Below are 17,568 nucleotides of genomic sequence, written 5' to 3'. Positions count from 1 at the left end.
CCCGGCCCCCGAAGGCCCCCCGAATCTGAGTGAATACAATCACCTCGGGGGGCCGTTTGTCCACGGGTTTTTTACCATAACGACTTGACGCCCGTCGGGTGTTGCGCGGCCGCCCGGGAATCAATTTCTACCGCAGGTTCAGACGCTTAGCCGTCTCCAAGGGTGCGGGCGAGGATGTCGGCCGTGTCCCGGGAAAGGCCGGGGATCGCCTTGATCCCATTCAGCATTTCGACCGCTTTGGCGCCGCGTGATTTTTCCAGCCGACGCCATGATCCGAAGGCCGTGAGGAGCCGCGCGGCAACCTGTGGGTTGGTCGAATCAAGCGCCGCGACCGTATCGGCCACGCGGGCGAAGCCCGACCCGTCCGGCCGGGCGAACTGGGTCGGGTTGCCGAACGCGAAGCTTCCGATCAGCGCCCGGACGCGGTTCGGATTGGTCATGGTGAAGGCAGGGTGTTCCTGAAGCCGGGCGATCCGGTCGAGCGTGCCGGGTTCCGGGATCTGGGCCTGGATGGCAAACCACTTGTCGAGAACGAGGGGTTCGTCGGCGTAGCGCGTTGCGAACTCCGCGAGGGCAACCTCGCGGGTCTCGCCCGGAACCAGCGCCAGGGTGCCGAGGGCGGCGAGCCGGTCGGTCATGTTGGTCGCCTCGGCCAGGCGCTCGGCGGCGCGGGCCGCGCCGGTCCGGGGATCCCCGGCGGCGATCAGGTCGAGGGCAGCGTTGCGGAGCGACCGGCGCCCCGCCGAGGCGGCGTCGGGGCTGTAAGGGACACCCGCGTCCGGCACGAGCGCCGCGTCGATCGCTTCGAGCCGCGGCCGCAGGACCTGGCCGAGACGGGTCCGCAGATCGGAACGCCCCCGGTGGATGGCGTCGGGATCGACCTCGGCCGGGACGGCGTCGGCGGCCTCGCCTTCGCTCGGCAGTGCCAGGACCAGCGCCGCGAAGGCCGGGTCGGCCAGGGCCTCGCCGTCGAGGAAACGGCCGAGCGCCGCCGCGAAGGCCTCGGTCCGGTCGGCGTCCGGGTCGAGGATCAGCCGCAGCGCCACGTCCTGCGCGGCCTGCCAGCGATTGAAGGGGTCGCTGTCCTGTGCCAGGAGCCGCATCCGCTGCGCATCCGTCAGGCCGAGATCGAGCTTCACCGGCGCGGAGAAGTCGCGCAGGAGCGACGGGACCGGCTCCTCGTCGACGGCGTCGAACACGATCGCGGCCTCCGGGCGGTCGAGCACGTAGACGCCGTCCCGCACATCCGGGCAGTTGGCGCCGGTCAGTGGCCCCGTGGCCCCCACCAGGCCGAGGGCCACGGGAATGACCAAGGGTGGCCCGTCGGAGTCGGCCGTGCCGGGCAGGCTCTGAGCGAATTGGAGGGTGTAACGCGCGGCGGCCGGATCGTAGGCGGCCGTGACGGCGAGGCGGGGCGTACCGGGGCGCTCGTACCAGCGGGCGAACGCATCGAGGTCGCGCCCCGTCACGGCCGCGAAGGCCGCGAGGAAATCCTCCACGGTGGCGGCGCGCCCGTCGTTGTCGTCGAAGTAGCGGTCCATGCCGGCCCGGAAGGCCTCGGGACCGATCAGGGTCCGCAGCATCCGGACGATCTCGGCGCCCTTGTCGTAGACGGTCGCCGTGTAGAAGTTGTTGATCTCGGCATAGGCCCGCGGCCGCACCGGATGCCGCAGCGGCCCGGCATCCTCGGGGAACTGACGCGCCCGCAGCGAGCGCACCTCGGCGATGCGATGCACCGGCCTGGAGCGCATGTCGGAGGAGAATTCCTGGTCGCGGAAGACCGTGAGACCCTCCTTCAGGCAGAGCTGGAACCAGTCCCGGCAGGTGACGCGGTTGCCGGACCAGTTGTGGAAGTACTCGTGGGCAATGATCGCCTCGATGGCGGCGTAATCGCCATCGGTGGCGGTCTCGGGGCTGGCCAGCACGTACTTGTCGTTGAAGATGTTGAGGCCCTTGTTCTCCATGGCGCCCATGTTGAAGTCGGACACCGCGACGACGTTGAACACGTCGAGGTCGTAGGCGCGGCCGAAGGCCGTCTCGTCCCAGGCCATGGAGCGGATGACGGCGTCCAGGGCGTAGCCCGCCCGGTCCTCCTTGCCGGGCTCGACGTAGACCGCGCAGCTGACGGTGCGGCCCTCCATCGTGGTGAAGGGGGCCTCGACCTTCCCGAGCCGGCCACCCACGAGGGCGAACAGGTAGGCGGGCTTGGGGTGCGGATCGTGCCAGAGGGCGTAATGGCGGCCGGGCCCGGCGTCGCCGGCCTCGACGGGATTGCCGTTGCCGAGCAGGACGGGCGCCTCGGTCCGGTCGGCCTCGATGCGCGTGGTGTAGACTGCCAGCACGTCGGGACGATCGAGGAAGTAGGTGATCCGCCGGAAGCCGTCCGCCTCGCACTGGGTGCAGTAGACCCCGTTCGAGCGGTAGAGCCCCATCAGCTTGGTGTTGGCGGTCGGATCCACCTCCGTAACGAGGCGCAGCGCGAAGGGCCGCGGAGGCGGATCGCGGAGGATGAAGCCGGACGGCGTCGCCGCGTAGACGTCGGGCGCCAGCGGCGCCCCGTCGAGTTCGGCCGAGACCAGCCGGAGATCGTCGCCGTCGAGGGTGAGCGGAGCCGCCGGCACACCGGCCGGGTTCGGCCGCAGCGTCAAGATCGCGTCGATGCGGGTCGCGTGCGGGTCGAGACGGATGTCGAGGTCGACCCGATCGATCAGGTAGTCGCTGGGCCGGTATTCCTCTAGGCGGATCAGCGGCGGCGTCTCGGTGCGCATTCGGCTCACTCCGGGTGCGGGATGGGCCCGTTCTGGTCCCTCGGCGCGCGCGGCGCAACGATCGGAGCCGCCGAAACGGCCCCGGAGAGACGGCGCGCCGTCGGGACAGCCTTCGCGCGTCAAACCGATCCGATCACCGCGCCGCAGCGCCCGGCGCTGGCGGCCGGCCGCGGCAACGGACGCGTCCGCCGTCGTCTTTCGACGGGAGCCCGTTTCGCGCCGGCCGCCGGATCGGCACGGGACGCAGGAGCGCCAGGGTCGATTTATGGCCCGTCCGGCGCGCGCGGCCTTCTCACCGCCGGGCCGGCCGCTAGCTAGCGGTGGCGATCAGCCGGAGGCGGGACGCGCGTCCCGAACAGGACGCACGATCCACCTCCGACCAGCCACAGGATAGGTCCGATGGAATATCTGCACACCATGGTCCGGGTCGCCGACCTCGACCGAGCCCTCGCCTTCTACGTCGACACGTTCGGCCTGAAGGAGGTCCGCCGCGTCGAGAACGAGAAGGGGCGCTTCACCCTCGTGTTCCTGGCCGCCCCCGGCGACGTCGAGCGGGCCACGGCCACACGATCCCCGCTCATCGAGCTGACCTACAATTGGGATCCGGAAACCTACTCAGGCGGGCGCAACTTCGGCCATCTCGCCTATCAGGTGGACGACATCTACGCCTTCTGCGCGCGGCTGCAGGAGAAGGGCGTGACCATCAACCGCCCGCCGCGCGACGGCTACATGGCCTTCGTGAAGTCGCCGGACGGCATCTCCATCGAGATCCTACAGAAGGGCGGCGCCAAGGCGCCGCAGGAGCCGTGGACGTCCATGGAGAACACCGGCACCTGGTAGCGCGGGTCGACTCCCTTGACCCGGACGGCCCCGCGGGCGCATCTGCCCGCGGATCAGCCGGCCGGGCGGCCGCTCCAGACGCGCGAGCGTCCGGGGAGGAAAGTCCGGGCTCCATGGAGAGACGGTGCCGGATAACATCCGGCGGGGGCGACCCCAGGGACAGTGCCACAGAAAGCAGACCGCCCCGGATCCGTCCGGGGTCAGGGTGAAAGGGTGCGGTAAGAGCGCACCGCGGACGCGGCAACGCGGACGGCACGGCAAACCCCACCGGGAGCAAGACCGAATAGGGGCGGCGCGCCCTTCGCGAGAAGGGCAGGCCGGCTCTCCAGGCCAGTCGCCCGGGTTGGTTGCTCGAGGCGGTCGGCAACGACCGTCCCAGAGGAATGGCCGCCACGTCGGCGCGCGCGAGCGCTCCGGCCCTACAGAACCCGGCTTATAGGCCGGCTGATCCACATCCCGATAAGCCCTGCGTCCTCAACGCCTTATCGGCCCGGCGCCGCGCCCGCGCCGCCGCACGCCGCGCCGAAGATTCCGGTGCGGCAAAAACCTTCGGTTAACCTTGCCGGGTTCAGATCGTTCGGCGCGGCAGCGCCAAGCTTGTGCGTTGACGATCCTCCGAGGCCCATGATACCCGGCATCCTCCCGTCAACGGCGTGTATCGGATCGCCGGGCGCAACCTGCCTTCCTGCAGGTCCCGTCCGTGCGCGGCGTTTTGCGCGCTCCGCATCCGGTGCCGTTCCCGTCACGCGCGCCGCGCTCGCGCGGCCCGGCACAGGGCACCATGAGACGCACGAGCCGCTTCCGCGTCCGGATCTCCGGACCGCGCCGATCCTCCGCCGGTTCTCGCAACCCGCGTCGCGCCCCGTCGGCGAGGCGCCCGTGAGCCGGCGCCGTCCTTCTCCAGAGAGCTCGCCCCGCCACAGCGGCGCCGTCGCACCGTCGGAACCGCACGTGCCGGTCCTCCTCGATGAAGTCGTCGAGGCGCTCGGCACCGCGGGCGGGATCGCGGTCGACGGCACGTTCGGTGCCGGCGGCTATACCCGCGCCCTCCTGGCGGCGGATCCGGACCTGCAGGTCGTCGCGATCGATCGGGACCCCACGGCGATCGCAGCCGGGCAGGCGCTCGTCGCGGAATCCGGGGGGCGCCTGCGCCTCCTGCCCGGCCGCTTCGGCGCGCTCGACACCCTCCTGGCGGAGACAGGTCTCGCGCAGGTCGACCGGGTGGTCCTCGATATCGGCGTCTCCTCGATGCAGCTCGACGTGCCGGAACGGGGCTTCTCGTTCCGGAGCGACGGGCCCCTCGACATGCGCATGGGCTGCGACGGGCCGAGCGCCGCCGACCTCGTGAACGAGGCCGACGAGACCGTGCTCGCCGACATCCTCTATCATTACGGCGAGGAGCGTCGCTCGCGCGCGGTGGCACGGACCATCTTCGAGGCGCGCCGCCGCGGACGGATCGAGACCACGGCGCAGCTCGCGGAGCTGGTCGCCAGCGTCGTACGCGTCGAGCCCGGCAGCCACATTCACCCGGCGACGCGGACGTTCCAGGGCCTGCGCATCGCCGTGAACGACGAACTCGGCGAATTGGTGCGGGCGCTGCACGCCGCCGAGCGCGTGCTCAGGCCGGGCGGCCGGCTCGCCGTCGTGACGTTCCATTCGCTCGAGGACCGGATCGTCAAGCAGTTCTTCGCCGCGCGGAGCGGCCGCTCCGCGCAGGGCTCTCGCCATCTCCCGGGAGCCCCGGTCGAGACCGTCCGCAGCTTCCGTCTCGTCACCAAGGGCCCGGTCCTGCCGGGCGAGGCCGAGACCGCCCGCAACCCGCGCGCCCGCTCCGCCAAGCTGCGGGCTGCGGAGCGTACCGAATCCGACATTCCCGAACCGCTGGCGGCCCTGACCGCCCTGGCGAGCCTGCCGGATGCGGCCCGCGGAGGCCATCGCCGATGATCCGCCTGCTGAACCTGCTGGCGGTGGCCGGCCTCGTCGCCTCGGCGATCTACGCCTACTCGATCAAGTACGACACGCTCTACCAGGGCGGTCAGGTCTCCAAGCTCCAGACGGCCCTGCACAAGGAACGGCAGGCGATCGCCGTGCTGCGCGCCGAGTGGCAGCTTCTGACCCGGCCCGACCGCCTCCAGGCGGCCGTCGACAAACATCTGGCTCTGGAGCCGATCGGCACCAGCCACTTGGCGCGCCTCTCGGACCTGCCCGCCCGACAGGAGCGCGGAGACGAGATCGGCCGCCTGCTCGCCGCCACGGCGACCCCCAAAGACAAGGGCACGATCGAGCCGCGAACGACCGGCGCGATCACCCGCACCGTCACCACGACCCGCACCCCGCCGACGGCTTCGAGGTAATCCCCCGTGTCCGATGACGCCGCCCAGACCCTAGAGCCGACGGTCGAGCCCGCCGTGTCGGACCACGAGGCCGCGCTTCTCGAGGCTGCCGCGCTGGCGCATGCCGCGGGCGCGCCGCGCCCTGTCGAGGAGGAGGCGCGCGAGCCGGTGCCGCCGTCGGAGCGCGCAAAGCTGCTCCTGCGGAGCATGTTCCGGCTGGCCATCGAGCGCTCGCACATGCGCGTCGCCCTGGTCGGCCTGGTCTTCGTGGGCGTGTTCGGGACGATCTCCGCCAAGCTCCTGATGATGGCGATCTTCGGGGATCCGCCCAGCCAGGAGCACCGGGTCGCGGCCGCATCCTCGACCGCCTTCCGGCCCGACATCATCGACCGGAACGGCGAGATCCTGGCCACCGACATCCGCACGGTCTCGGTCTTCGCCGAACCCGGGAACATCTACGACAAGGACGAGGCGGTGGAACTCCTCACCGCGGTCCTGCCGGAACTCAACGCCTCCGAGCTGCGCGCCAAGCTCACCCAGCGCAAGGACAAGAAGGGCGCCGGCTTCGTCTGGGTGAAGCGCGAGCTGACCCCGAAGCAGCAGGCCGAGGTCCACCGGCTCGGCATCCCGGGCATCGGCTTCCTGCCCGACCACAAGCGCGTCTACCCGAACGGCGTCGCGGCCGCCCACATCCTGGGCGCGACGAACCTCGACGGCATCGGCATCGCCGGCATGGAGAAGTACATCGACTCCACCGGCCTGCAGGCCCTCAACAGCTTCGGGCTGATCAACAAGCAGGCCGACCTGAAGCCGGTGCAGCTGTCGATCGACCTGCGCGCGCAGTTCGCCGTCCGCGACGAGCTGGCCTGGGGCATCGACCACTTCAAGGCCAAGGCCGGCGCCTCCATGATCCTCGACGTGAAGACCGGCGAGGTCATCGCGCTCGTGTCCATGCCCGATTTCGACCCGAACGATCCCAAGGATGCGCTCTCGCCGGATCGCATCAACCGCATGAATGTCGGCGTCTACGAGATGGGCTCGACCTTCAAGGCGATGACGCTCGCCATGGCGCTCGATTCCGGAAAGTACAACGTCAACTCGACCTTCGACACCCGGGGCGGCGTGCTGAACTGGGGCCGGCAGAAGATCCACGAGTACCACGGCACCAACCGCGTCATCACCATGCCGGAGGTGTTCACCCACTCCTCCAACATCGGATCCGCCAAGATGGCGCTCGGCGTCGGCGTGCCCGGTCACAAGGCCTTCCTGAAGAAGATGGGCCTGCTCGACCGGCTGCGGACCGAGCTGCCCGAGAGCGCGGCGCCGATCGTTCCGTCCCGCTGGACCGAGATCAACACCATCACCATCGCGTTCGGCCACGGCATCGCGGTGGCGCCGATCCAGGCGGCGGCGGCGGTGGCGGCCATCGCCAATGGCGGCGACCTGATCACCCCGACCTTCCTCAAGGCGAACCCCGACGACAAGGCGCGATCCACCCACGTCCTGTCGGGCCAGACCTCCGAGGCGATGCGCTACATCATGCGGCTCAACGCCTCCGAGGGCTCGGCCAAGAAGGCCGCGATCCCGTACTACTTCGTCGGCGGCAAGACCGGCACGGCCGAGAAGGTGATCGGCGGTCGCTACATTCACAACCGCCTGTTCACGACCTTCATGGCGGCGGCGCCGATGAACGACCCGAAGTACCTGTTCGTCACGATTATGGACGAGCCGCAGGGCCTGCCGGAATCCGGCGGCTATGCCACCGCGGCCTGGAATTCCGGCGTGGTCACCGGCAAGGTGATCGAGCGCGTGGCGCCGATCCTCGGCCTGCCGCCGCAATTCGAGCCGCCGGTGAGGCCGTTCCCGCAGATGGTCAAGCTCAACGCCTACCACGTCAACCAGCTCGGCGGCCCATGAGGGTGGATTCATGAGTGCGCGGCTCGCCGACCTCTTCCCCGAGGCCACCGGCCCGGCCGCGGACCTGACCGTATCGGACCTCACGGCCGACAGCCGGCAGGTCGCCACCGGCACGGTGTTCGTGGCGGTGCCGGGCACGAAGGCCGATGGCCGGCGCTTCGCCGCGCAGGCCGCCCAGCGCGGCGCCGCCGCGGTGGCCGGGGAGGGGGCCCGCCCCGCCGACCTGCCGGACGCGGTCGCCTGGATCCCGGTCGCCGACGCGCGCCGGTCGCTCGCTCTCGCCGCGGCCCGCCTCGCCGGCGCGCAGCCCGGGACCGTGGTGGCCGTCACCGGCACCGCCGGCAAGAGTTCGGTGACCGACTTCGTGCGCCAGATCCTGGCCCGCCTCGGCCGCGACGCCGCGAGCCTCGGCACCGTCGGAATCGTCACGAACCGCGGCGCGCAGTACGGCTCCCTGACCACCCCGGACCCGGTGACGCTGCACCGGACGCTGGCGCGTCTCGCCGCCGAGGGCGTCACCGACCTCGCCATGGAGGCCTCCTCCCACGGGATCGAGCAGCGCCGGCTCGACGGCGTGCGCCTCGACGCGGCGGGCTTCACCAATCTCGGGCGGGACCATCTCGACTACCACGCGAGCATCGAGGAGTACCTCGCGGCCAAGCTGCGCCTGTTCACAGACCTGCTGCCGCCGGGCTGCCCGGCCATCGTCAATGCCGACGGCGCCTATGCCGACCGGGTGATCGCCGCGGCCGAAGGCGCAGGACGTCCGGTCCGCACGGTCGGGCGGGGCGGCCGGGATCTGCACGTCGAATCCGTCCGGACCGAGGGGTTCGCGCAGGCCGCCCGGGTCCTGTTCGCCGGCCGGGCCCGGGATCTGCGCCTGCCGCTCGTCGGCGAATTCCAGGTGGAGAACGCCCTGGTGGCGGCCGGCCTCGCCCTCGCCACACCGGCGGGCGCCGCCGATCCCGACGGCGTCTTCGCCGCGCTCGACCATCTCACCGGCGTCCCCGGCCGCATGGAGCGGATCGGCGAGGCGCGGGGCGGGCTCTGCCTCGTCGACTACGCCCACAAGCCGGAGGCCCTGGAGAGCGTGCTCGCCGCGCTCCGCCCGTTCGCGTCAGGCCGGCTGATCGTGGTCTTCGGCTGCGGCGGCGACCGCGACCGGGGCAAGCGGCCGCTGATGGGCGCCATCGCGAAGCGGCTCGCCGACGTCGTCATCGTCACGGACGACAACCCGCGCACCGAGGATCCCGCCACCATCCGCCGGGCGATCCTGGACGCCGCTCCGGGCGCAGAGGAGATCGGCGACCGCTCCGAGGCGATTCACAGCGCCGTCGGCCGGCTCGGACCGGGCGATGTCCTGGTCGTGGCCGGCAAGGGCCATGAAACCGGCCAGATCGTGGGGGATCGCACGCTGCCGTTCTCGGACCATGCGGTCCTGCGTGCCGCGATTGCCGCGGCGGCCTGAGGACGACGGGGGAATCGACGATGACCGCACTCTGGACGCGGGAGGAGCTGGAATCCGCGACGGGCGGCCGACTGATCGGCCCCGAGCGCGCCATCGGCGGCGCCTCGATCGACACCCGCACGCTCCAGCCCGGCGACCTGTTCTTCGCGATCCGCGGCGATGCACGCGACGGCCACGACTTCGTTCCCGACGCCCTGGACCGCGGGGCCGGCGCCGCGGTGGTGAGCGCGTCCCGCCTCGGGGACCTCGCGTCCCACGGTCCCGTCCTGACGGTGCCCGAAGCGGGCGCCGACCCGGTACTCACCGCGATGGTGCGTCTCGGCGCCGCCGCCCGCGCCCGGACAGGCGCGCAGGTCGTGGCCGTCACCGGCTCGGTCGGCAAGACCGGGACCAAGGAGGCGCTGCGCCACGTCCTGGCCGAGCAGGGGGAGACCCACGCCTCGGCGGCCTCCTACAACAATCATTGGGGCGTGCCCCTGACCCTGGCGCGGATGCCGCGCTCCACGCGCTACGGCGTGTTCGAGATCGGCATGAACCACGGCGGCGAGATCGTGCCGCTGACCGCCCAGGTCCGCCCCGACATCGCGCTCATCACCACCATCGCGCCCGCCCATATCGAACATTTCGCCTCGCTCGCCGCCATCGCGGACGCCAAGGGCGAGATCTTCTCCGGGCTCCAGCCCGGCGGCGTGGCGATCGTCAACCGCGACGTTCCGCATTTCGACCGGCTCGCGGCCCACGCGCAGGCCTCCCGGGCGGGACGGGTCGTCACCTTCGGCGAGCACCCGGATTCCGACGTGCGCGCCCTGAAGATCGTGCTCCGCCCCGACCTGTCGGTGATCGACGCGGCGGTGATGGGCCAGCCCGTCACCTACAAGCTCGGCACGGCCGGACGGCACGCGGCGCTGAATTCGCTCGGCGTCATGGCGGTGGTCCACAGCCTCGGGGCCGACCTCGCCCGCGCCGCCCTGTCTCTGGGCAGCCTGACGCCGCCGGCGGGCCGCGGCGAGCGCACCGCCCTCGAGATCGGTGGCGGCACCGCCTACCTCGTGGACGAGAGCTACAATGCCAACCCCGTCGCGGTCCGCGCGGCGTTGGCGACGCTCGCCGGGATCGAGACCGGACCCCGCGGACGCCGGATCGCGGTGCTGGGCGACATGCTGGAACTCGGCGCCGCCGCGGCCGACCTGCACCGCGGCCTCGCAGAGGCGATCGAGGCGGCACGGATCGACCTCGTCTTCACGGCCGGTCCGCTGATGCGCCACCTGTTCGAGGCCCTGCCGGTGAGCCGCCGCGGCGCCGTGACCGACACCGCCGCCGACCTGCTCGAGCCGCTCGCCCGGAATCTCAGATCCGGCGACGTCGTCATGGTAAAGGGATCGAACGGCAGCCGCATGGGCCGGATTGTCGAGGCGCTGAAAGCCCGCTACGCGGTCGATCCAACCCGGCGGACCCAGGCCGTCCCGTGACCGGCACGTCCGCGCGTTCGGCGCAGCCGGCGCCGCTCCCCGAAACCTGAGCCTGAACAAGGGGGCCGAGCGCCCGGATGCTGTACCTTCTCTCGGACCTGAGCAGCGCCTTCACGCCGCTCAACGTGTTCCGCTACATCACCTTCCGCACCGGCGGCGCGCTGTTCACCGCGGGCCTGTTCGTGTTCTGGTTCGGCCCCTGGATCATCTCGCTGCTGCGGATCCGCCAGGGCAAGGGTCAGCCGATCCGCGAGGACGGGCCGCAGACCCATCTGCTGACCAAGCGCGGCACGCCGACCATGGGCGGCCTGATGATCCTGGCCGGCGCCGTGGTGGCGATCCTGCTCTGGGCCAACCCGCGCAACCACTATGTCTGGGTGACGCTGACCGTCACGCTCGGCTTCGGTGCGATCGGCTTCTACGACGATTACCTCAAGGTCACGAAGCAGTCGCACAAGGGGTTCTCGGGCAAGTTCCGCCTCGCCCTCGAGGCCGTGATCGCCATGGCGGCCTGCTTCACCGTCGCGGTCTATTCCCCCGCCGCCCTCCAGAACCAGCTCGCCTTCCCGGTGTTCAAGGACGCCCTCCTCAATCTCGGCTGGTTCTACCCGTTGTTCGGCGCCTTCGTGATCGTCGGAGCGGGCAATTCCGTGAACATGACCGACGGCCTCGATGGCCTGGCGATCGTGCCGGTGATGATCGCCTGCGGCACCTTCGGGTTCATCGCCTATCTCGTCGGCAACTCGTTCACCGCCAGCTATCTGCAGGTGAACTACGTCCGCGACACGGGCGAACTGGCCGTGGTCTGCGGCGCGGTGATCGGCGCCGGTCTCGGCTTCCTCTGGTTCAACGCGCCGCCGGCCCAGATCTTCATGGGTGACACCGGCTCCCTGGCGCTGGGTGGCCTGCTGGGCTCCATCGCGGTGGCGACGAAGCACGAGATCGTCCTGGCCATCGTCGGCGGGCTGTTCGTCTTGGAGATGATGTCGGTGATCATCCAGGTCGCCTCGTTCAAGCTCACGGGCAAGCGCGTCTTCCGCATGGCGCCGATCCACCACCATTTCGAGCAGAAGGGCTGGAAGGAGCCGCAGGTGGTGATCCGCTTCTGGATCATCGCGGTGATCCTGGCGATGGCCGGTCTGGCGACGCTGAAGCTGCGCTGAAAAACTGTGCTAGAGGGGCGATGAAAGTGGGCGATCCCACGCTCGCCCTCATCCTGAGGTGCTGCGCAGCAGCCTCGAAGGAGCCCTCCAGCCGGCCACGCGATCCCTGGAGCCCTTCGAGACCTCCGCCGCGCGCCGGCACGACGGGATGAGACGGCGGGCGGGATCGGCCGGGTTCGGCTGCCGCATCCAGAGTTCCGCATGACCCCCGTCACCGTCTTCCAGGAAAAGACCGTCGCCCTGTTCGGACTCGGCGGCTCCGGACTTGCCACGGCCCTGGCGTTGAAGGCCGGCGGCGCGGGGGTGCAGGCCTGGGACGACAATGCCGACAGCCTCGCGCGGGCGCGGGAGGCCGGGATCGAGACGCGGGACCTGCGCGAGGCCGACTGGTCCGGCTTCGCCGCCCTCGTGCTCAGCCCGGGCGTGCCGCTGACCCATCCCGAGCCGCACTGGAGCGTCAGGCTCGCCCGGGACGCGGGCGTCGCGATCATCGGCGACATCGAGCTGTTCTGCCGGGAGCGGCGGGCCCAGGCGGCGGGGGCGCCGTTCGTGGCGATCACCGGGACCAACGGCAAGTCGACCACCACGGCGCTGATCGCCCATGTCCTCGCCCAGGCGGGCCGCGACGTTCAGATGGGCGGCAATATCGGCACCGCGATCCTGTCGCTGGAGCCCCCCGCGGCAGACCGCGTCCACGTGATCGAGATGTCGTCGTTCCAGATCGACCTGACGCCGAGCCTCGACCCGAGCGTCGGCGTGCTGATGAATATCACCCCCGACCATCTCGACCGCCACGGCACCATGGAGCAGTACGCGGCCATCAAGGAGCGCCTGATCCAGGGCGCCGGCCTCGCGGTGGTCGGCATCGACGACGCGCCGAGCCGGGCGATCGCCGACCGGCGCGGCGCCGACCTCGTGCGCGTCCACGTGCCCCACGGCGACGTGCTGTGCACCGACGCGCTGACGGTGCGCGAGGGGATCGTCCGCGACGTCGACGGCACGGCGCTCGCGGACGTCAATGGGATCGGCTCCCTCCGGGGGGCACATAACTGGCAGAATGCAGGCGTTGCGGTGGCGGTGGCGCGGGCCCTCGGCCTGTCGCCGGAGCAGATCCAGGCGGGTCTGACGTCCTTTCCGGGCCTGCCGCACCGGATGGAGGAGGTGGGACGGCGCGGCCACGTCCTGTTCGTCAACGATTCCAAGGCGACCAACGCCGATTCCACCGAGAAGGCGCTCACCGCCTTCCGGGACATCCACTGGATCCTCGGCGGCAAGGCCAAGGAGGGCGGCATCTTCCCGCTGGTGCCGTATTTCGAGCGGGTCGCCCACGCCTACCTGATTGGCGCCGCCTCGGATGCCTTCGCGGCGACCCTGGAGGGCGCAGTGCCCTACACCCGCTGCGAGACCCTCGAGAACGCCGTCCCGAAGGCTGCCGAGAACGCCGCCGCCTCGGGCGCGCCGGAGCCGGTGGTGCTGCTGTCGCCGGCCTGCGCGTCCTACGACCAGTTCCGGAACTTCGAGATCCGCGGCAACCGCTTCCGCGAGCTGGTCCAGGCGCTGCCCTGAGGGTGCGCCGCTCTCAGCGCGCGAGAACCTTGGCGGCGTCGCGGGTGGTGCCGACCGCCTGCGAGACGTTGGCCACCGACTGGACGATCGCCCCGATATTGCCGGTGATGGCCGTGACGGCGCCCGCGGCGCTCTGCATGTTCTCGGCGAGGTCCCGGGTCACGGTGCTCTGCTCCTCGATGGCGGCCGCGGTGGCCACCACGGTCTCGCGCATCACCGAGACCGAGGATCCGATCGAACTGAGCGCCTGCACGACCTCCTGCGAGACGCGCTGCACGCTGGCGATCTCGCCGTTGATCTGGCCGGTGGCGCGCGCCGCCTGATCGGCCAGCGCCTTCACCTCCGAGGCCACGACCGCGAAGCCGCGGCCCGCCGCCCCCGCCCGGGCGGCCTCGATGGTGGCGTTCAGCGCCAGCAGGTTGATCTGGCCGGCGATATCCCGGATCAGGCCGACGATGCCGGTCATCGCGGTGGCGGTCTCGGCGAGGCGCTTGGTGTGGCCATCCGCGTCCTGGACGCAGGCATAGGCGGTGTCGGTGGCGCCCTGGGAGCGCACGATGCTCTGGGACATCTCCGCCACCGACGCCGCGAGTTCCTCGGCCGCGGCCGCGACGGTCTGGACGTTGCCGGCGGTGGAATCCGCCGCCGACGAGGCCAGCGCGGCCGCCTTCGTCGAATGCGTCACCGCCTGCTCGATCTCGCCGAAATTCTGGTCGATGAGCGTCCGGAGATTGGCGAGCAGCCGGACCTGATCGCTGATGTCGGTGGCGAACTTCACCACCTTGTAGGGGCGTCCGGCGGCATCGAGGATCGGGTTGTAGGAGGCCTGGATCCAGACCTCGCGGCCGTCCTTGCCGATCCGCCGGAACTGGGCGGCCTGATAGGTTCCGTTCCGCAGGGCCGCCCAGAAGGCCCGGTACCCCTCGCTCTCGCGGTGGGCGGGGTCCACGAACAGGCTGTGATGCTGCCCGATCACCTCGTCGCGGGTGTAGCCCATCGCGGTCAGGAAATTGTCGTTGACCGCCGTCACCGTGCCGTCGAGATCGAAGGCGATGACCGCCTGCACCTTGTCGATCGCGGCGATCTGGCCGGCGCGGTCGGCCTCCTCGGTCCGCTGCTGCGTGATGTCGGTGGCGAACTTCACCACCTTGTAGGGGCGGCCGCGGACGTCGAGCATCGGATTGTACGAGGCCTGGATCCAGATCGGCCGGCCGCCGCGGCCGACCCGCTGAAATTGACCGGATTCGAATGCGCCGGACCGAAGGCGTTCCCAGAAGGCCCGGTAGTCCGGCGCGTCCCGCTGGGCCGGATCCATGAACAGGCTGTGGTGCTGCCCGACGATCTCGGGCAGCGTGTACCCGACGACGTCGAGGAAATTGCGGTTCGCCGAGAGGATCCGCCCGGCCAGATCGAACTCGATCACGCCCTGAACCCGGTCGAGGGCCGCGAGCTTGGCATGCGCTTCACGGACGTTCAGGGCAGAAAACATGGCGCGTCGGCTTCCTCTGGGCGGGCCAGGCGCGGCGCGCCTCGACCCGCCGGGGGTACACCTGAAAGTTGCAATGGGAAGATTAACATAGGGTGTCTTTATACCAGTATAAAACCGGTCGAATACAGCACTCCACCGCAGGCCGGTTTCGCGGCGGCCGAAAGCCCACGCGGCGACCATAAGGCTCCGTTTACCATTCCTGCACAGGATCAGGCCCGACCCGCGCGGATCGGCATCCGCGCGGCCTGGAGTCGTTGCCCGGCATGATGTCACGCGCGGAACGCACGCCCCTGACGGACTGGTGGTGGACCGTGGACCGCGGTCTGCTCGCGGCCCTGTTCGCGCTGATGATCGCGGGTCTGGTCTTCCTGATGGGCGGCGGCCCCCCGGTGGCCGAACGCATCGGCCTCCCGACCTTCTACTTCCTCAACCGGCAGGCGATGTACCTCGCGCCGACCATCCTGCTGATCTGCGCGGTGTCGTTCCTGTCGCTGCGCGGCATCCGGCGGCTCGCGCTGGTCACTTGGGTCTGCGGCGTCGTCCTGTGCCTGCTCGCCGGCAAGTTCGGGCCCGAGATCAAGGGCGCGCACCGCTGGATCCAGTTCGGCTCCTTCGGCCTGCAGCCCTCGGAATTCGTGAAGCCCGCCTTCGTGGTCGTCGCCGCCTGGGCCTTCTCGGAAGGCGCCCAGCGCCGCGACATGCCGGGCGGGATCCTCGCCCTGCTGCTGCTGCCGATCACCATCGTGCCGCTGCTGCTCCAGCCCGATTTCGGCCAGACCATGCTGATTACCATGGTGTGGTGCGCGCTGTTCTTCGTGGCCGGCCTCCACCTGATCTGGGTGGCCGTCCTCGGCGTGCTGGGCCTCGGAGGCGTGTTCGCTGCCTATCTGTTCTTCCATCACGTGCGTGAGCGCTTCAACAAGTTCCTCGACCGGGATTCCGGCGGCGGCTTCCAGGATTTCTGGTCGCGGGAATCCTTCCGTTCGGGCGGCTGGTTCGGGACCGGGCCGGGGGAGGGCGTGGCCAAGCGCCACCTGCCGGACGCGCATACCGACTTCATCTTCTCGGTCACCGGCGAGGAGTTCGGCGTGATCGTCTGCCTGTGCCTCGTGGCCCTGTTCGCCTTCATCGTCCTGCGCGGCCTCAAGCTCGCCCGCCGCACCGACGACACCTTCTCGCGGCTGGCGATCACCGGCCTGACCACGCTGTTCGGCCTCCAGGCCTGCATCAACATGGCGGTGAACACCCAGCTGATGCCCGCCAAGGGCATGACGCTGCCCTTCGTCTCCTACGGCGGCTCCTCGCTGATCTCGCTGGCGCTCGGCACCGGCTTCCTCGTCGCCCTGACCCGCAAGCGTCCCCGCACCGTGATGCTCAGCCAGAAGCCCCCCGGCACCGCGCCCGCCACCGTCGCCGGAGTGATGCGGTGACGGTCTTCACCCCCACGATCCTGCTCTGCGCGGGCGGCACCGGCGGACACCTGTTCCCAGCCGAGAGCCTCGCCCACGCCCTGCGCGCCCGCGGCATCCGGGTGGCCCTCGCCACCGACGCCCGGGTCGATGCCATCGCGTCCGAGTTCCCGGCCTCCGAGGTCGTCACCATCGCCTCGGCGACGCCGTCCGGCCGCTCGCCGCTGAAGCGGGCCGGCGCCGTGCTGACGCTCGGCCGCGGCTTCGGCGTGGCCGCGAAGGAGATCCGACGGATCAACCCGGCCGCCATCGTGGGCTTCGGGGGCTATCCGACCGTCCCGCCGGTGCTGGCCGGCCAGATCCTGCGCGTGCCGACGATCCTGCACGAGCAGAATGCCGTGATGGGCCGGGCCAACGCCTTCCTGGCGCGGGGCGCCCGCACCATCGCCACCGGCTTCAAGGACGTGCGCGGCGTGCCCGAGAAGGCCAAAGCCCCGCGGATCCACACCGGCAACCCGCTTCGCCCGGCGGTGATCGAGGCGGCGAAGATCCCGTATCCCCCCTTCGGTCCGGATGACGCCCTGCGGCTCCTGGTCTTCGGCGGCAGCCAGGGCGCCCGCGTGATGGGCGAGATCGTGCCCGAGGCGATCGCCCGTCTGCCCGAAGCGCTGCGCGCCCGGCTGCACCTCGTCCAGCAGGTCCGGCCCGAGGACCTGACGGCGGTGCAGAACCGCTACCTCGCCATGGGTCTCGCGGGGATCGAGGCGGCGCCCTTCTTCAAGGACCTGCCGGCCCGCATGGCCGCGAGCCACCTCGTGGTCTCGCGCTCGGGCGCCTCGACGGTCTCCGAACTGGCGGCGATCGGCCGCCCGGCGATCCTGGTCCCGCTGCCCGGCTCGCTGGATCAGGACCAGGCTGCCAACGCCGCGACCCTCGACGCGATCGGCGCGGCGCTGGCGGTGAAACAGTCGGATTTCACGCCCGAGCGCCTCGCCGCAGACCTCACGGCCTGCTTCGAGACGCCGGCAAAATTGACCGCAGCGGCCGATGCGGCCAGAAGCGCGGGCATCCATGACGCCGCCGAGAGGCTGGCCGAGGTCGTCGTCGAGACGGCCGCCCGCACCTGATCCTCCCGGGATTCCGCAC

At 70.7% G+C, this 17,568-nt stretch carries 12 protein-coding genes and 1 other RNA gene; 11 read left to right on the top strand and 2 right to left on the bottom strand.

The features are described from left to right. Nucleotides 1–146 precede the first annotated feature (146 nt). A complete protein-coding gene (gene pepN / locus ABIC70_RS23140; RefSeq protein ID WP_354441302.1) occupies nucleotides 147–2,768 on the bottom strand; it encodes an aminopeptidase N in 2,622 nt (873 codons plus the stop codon). 399 nt (nucleotides 2,769–3,167) lie between these two features. On the opposite strand from pepN, the gene ABIC70_RS23135 reads away from it, so the two are divergent. From ABIC70_RS23135 to murD, 9 genes are all read left to right on the top strand, one after another. Next, the gene (locus ABIC70_RS23135; protein ID WP_043350719.1) at nucleotides 3,168–3,608 is read left to right on the top strand and encodes a VOC family protein; all 441 of its coding nucleotides are present in this window, start codon (nucleotides 3,168–3,170) and stop codon (nucleotides 3,606–3,608) included. 53 nt (nucleotides 3,609–3,661) lie between these two features. Next, an RNA gene (gene rnpB / locus ABIC70_RS23130) (RNase P RNA component class A) lies at nucleotides 3,662–4,060 on the top strand. Between the two features lie 499 nt (nucleotides 4,061–4,559). Beyond that, a complete protein-coding gene (gene rsmH, locus ABIC70_RS23125) occupies nucleotides 4,560–5,552 on the top strand; it encodes a 16S rRNA (cytosine(1402)-N(4))-methyltransferase RsmH (RefSeq protein ID WP_043757603.1) in 993 nt (330 codons plus the stop codon). Next, nucleotides 5,549–5,962: a cell division protein FtsL gene (gene ftsL / locus ABIC70_RS23120; protein ID WP_043384256.1), complete on the top strand. Its 414-nt coding sequence runs from the start codon at nucleotides 5,549–5,551 to the stop codon at nucleotides 5,960–5,962. The genes rsmH and ftsL overlap by 4 nt, the downstream gene beginning before the upstream one ends. Before the next feature lie 54 nt (nucleotides 5,963–6,016). Continuing rightward, the gene (locus ABIC70_RS23115; protein WP_403091639.1) at nucleotides 6,017–7,858 is read left to right on the top strand and encodes a peptidoglycan D,D-transpeptidase FtsI family protein; all 1,842 of its coding nucleotides are present in this window, start codon (nucleotides 6,017–6,019) and stop codon (nucleotides 7,856–7,858) included. Nucleotides 7,859–7,868: 10 nt separating this feature from the next. Beyond that, on the top strand, nucleotides 7,869–9,326 hold the full coding sequence (locus ABIC70_RS23110) for a UDP-N-acetylmuramoyl-L-alanyl-D-glutamate--2,6-diaminopimelate ligase (RefSeq protein WP_354441299.1): 1,458 nt from the start codon (nucleotides 7,869–7,871) through the stop codon (nucleotides 9,324–9,326). A 20-nt stretch (nucleotides 9,327–9,346) separates the two neighbouring features. After that, on the top strand, nucleotides 9,347–10,795 hold the full coding sequence (locus tag ABIC70_RS23105) for a UDP-N-acetylmuramoylalanyl-D-glutamyl-2,6-diaminopimelate--D-alanyl-D-alanine ligase (protein WP_274927252.1): 1,449 nt from the start codon (nucleotides 9,347–9,349) through the stop codon (nucleotides 10,793–10,795). Nucleotides 10,796–10,872: 77 nt separating this feature from the next. Next, on the top strand, nucleotides 10,873–11,958 hold the full coding sequence (gene mraY / locus ABIC70_RS23100; protein ID WP_043356717.1) for a phospho-N-acetylmuramoyl-pentapeptide-transferase: 1,086 nt from the start codon (nucleotides 10,873–10,875) through the stop codon (nucleotides 11,956–11,958). A gap of 201 nt (nucleotides 11,959–12,159) precedes the next feature. Further along, complete coding sequence (gene murD / locus ABIC70_RS23095; protein ID WP_043384245.1) at nucleotides 12,160–13,524, top strand: UDP-N-acetylmuramoyl-L-alanine--D-glutamate ligase; 1,365 nt, start codon at nucleotides 12,160–12,162, stop codon at nucleotides 13,522–13,524. Nucleotides 13,525–13,537: 13 nt separating this feature from the next. Here the strand turns inward: murD and ABIC70_RS23090 are convergent, their stop codons facing one another. Next, nucleotides 13,538–15,013: a methyl-accepting chemotaxis protein gene (locus tag ABIC70_RS23090; protein ID WP_043384241.1), complete on the bottom strand. Its 1,476-nt coding sequence runs from the start codon at nucleotides 15,011–15,013 to the stop codon at nucleotides 13,538–13,540. Between the two features lie 263 nt (nucleotides 15,014–15,276). On the opposite strand from ABIC70_RS23090, the gene ABIC70_RS23085 reads away from it, so the two are divergent. Beyond that, complete coding sequence (locus ABIC70_RS23085; RefSeq protein WP_043356321.1) at nucleotides 15,277–16,443, top strand: FtsW/RodA/SpoVE family cell cycle protein; 1,167 nt, start codon at nucleotides 15,277–15,279, stop codon at nucleotides 16,441–16,443. Continuing rightward, nucleotides 16,440–17,549: an undecaprenyldiphospho-muramoylpentapeptide beta-N-acetylglucosaminyltransferase gene (gene murG, locus ABIC70_RS23080; protein WP_053608388.1), complete on the top strand. Its 1,110-nt coding sequence runs from the start codon at nucleotides 16,440–16,442 to the stop codon at nucleotides 17,547–17,549. Before ABIC70_RS23085 ends, murG begins: the two co-directional genes overlap by 4 nt. The last annotated feature ends 19 nt before the right edge of the window (nucleotides 17,550–17,568 follow it).

It is taken from the genome of Methylobacterium sp. 1973, assembly GCF_040545035.1.
Classification (GTDB): Bacteria; Pseudomonadota; Alphaproteobacteria; order Rhizobiales; family Beijerinckiaceae; genus Methylobacterium; species Methylobacterium fujisawaense.
Note: the sequence above shows the minus strand (reverse complement) of the source record. Positions and strands in the feature narration are given on the sequence as shown.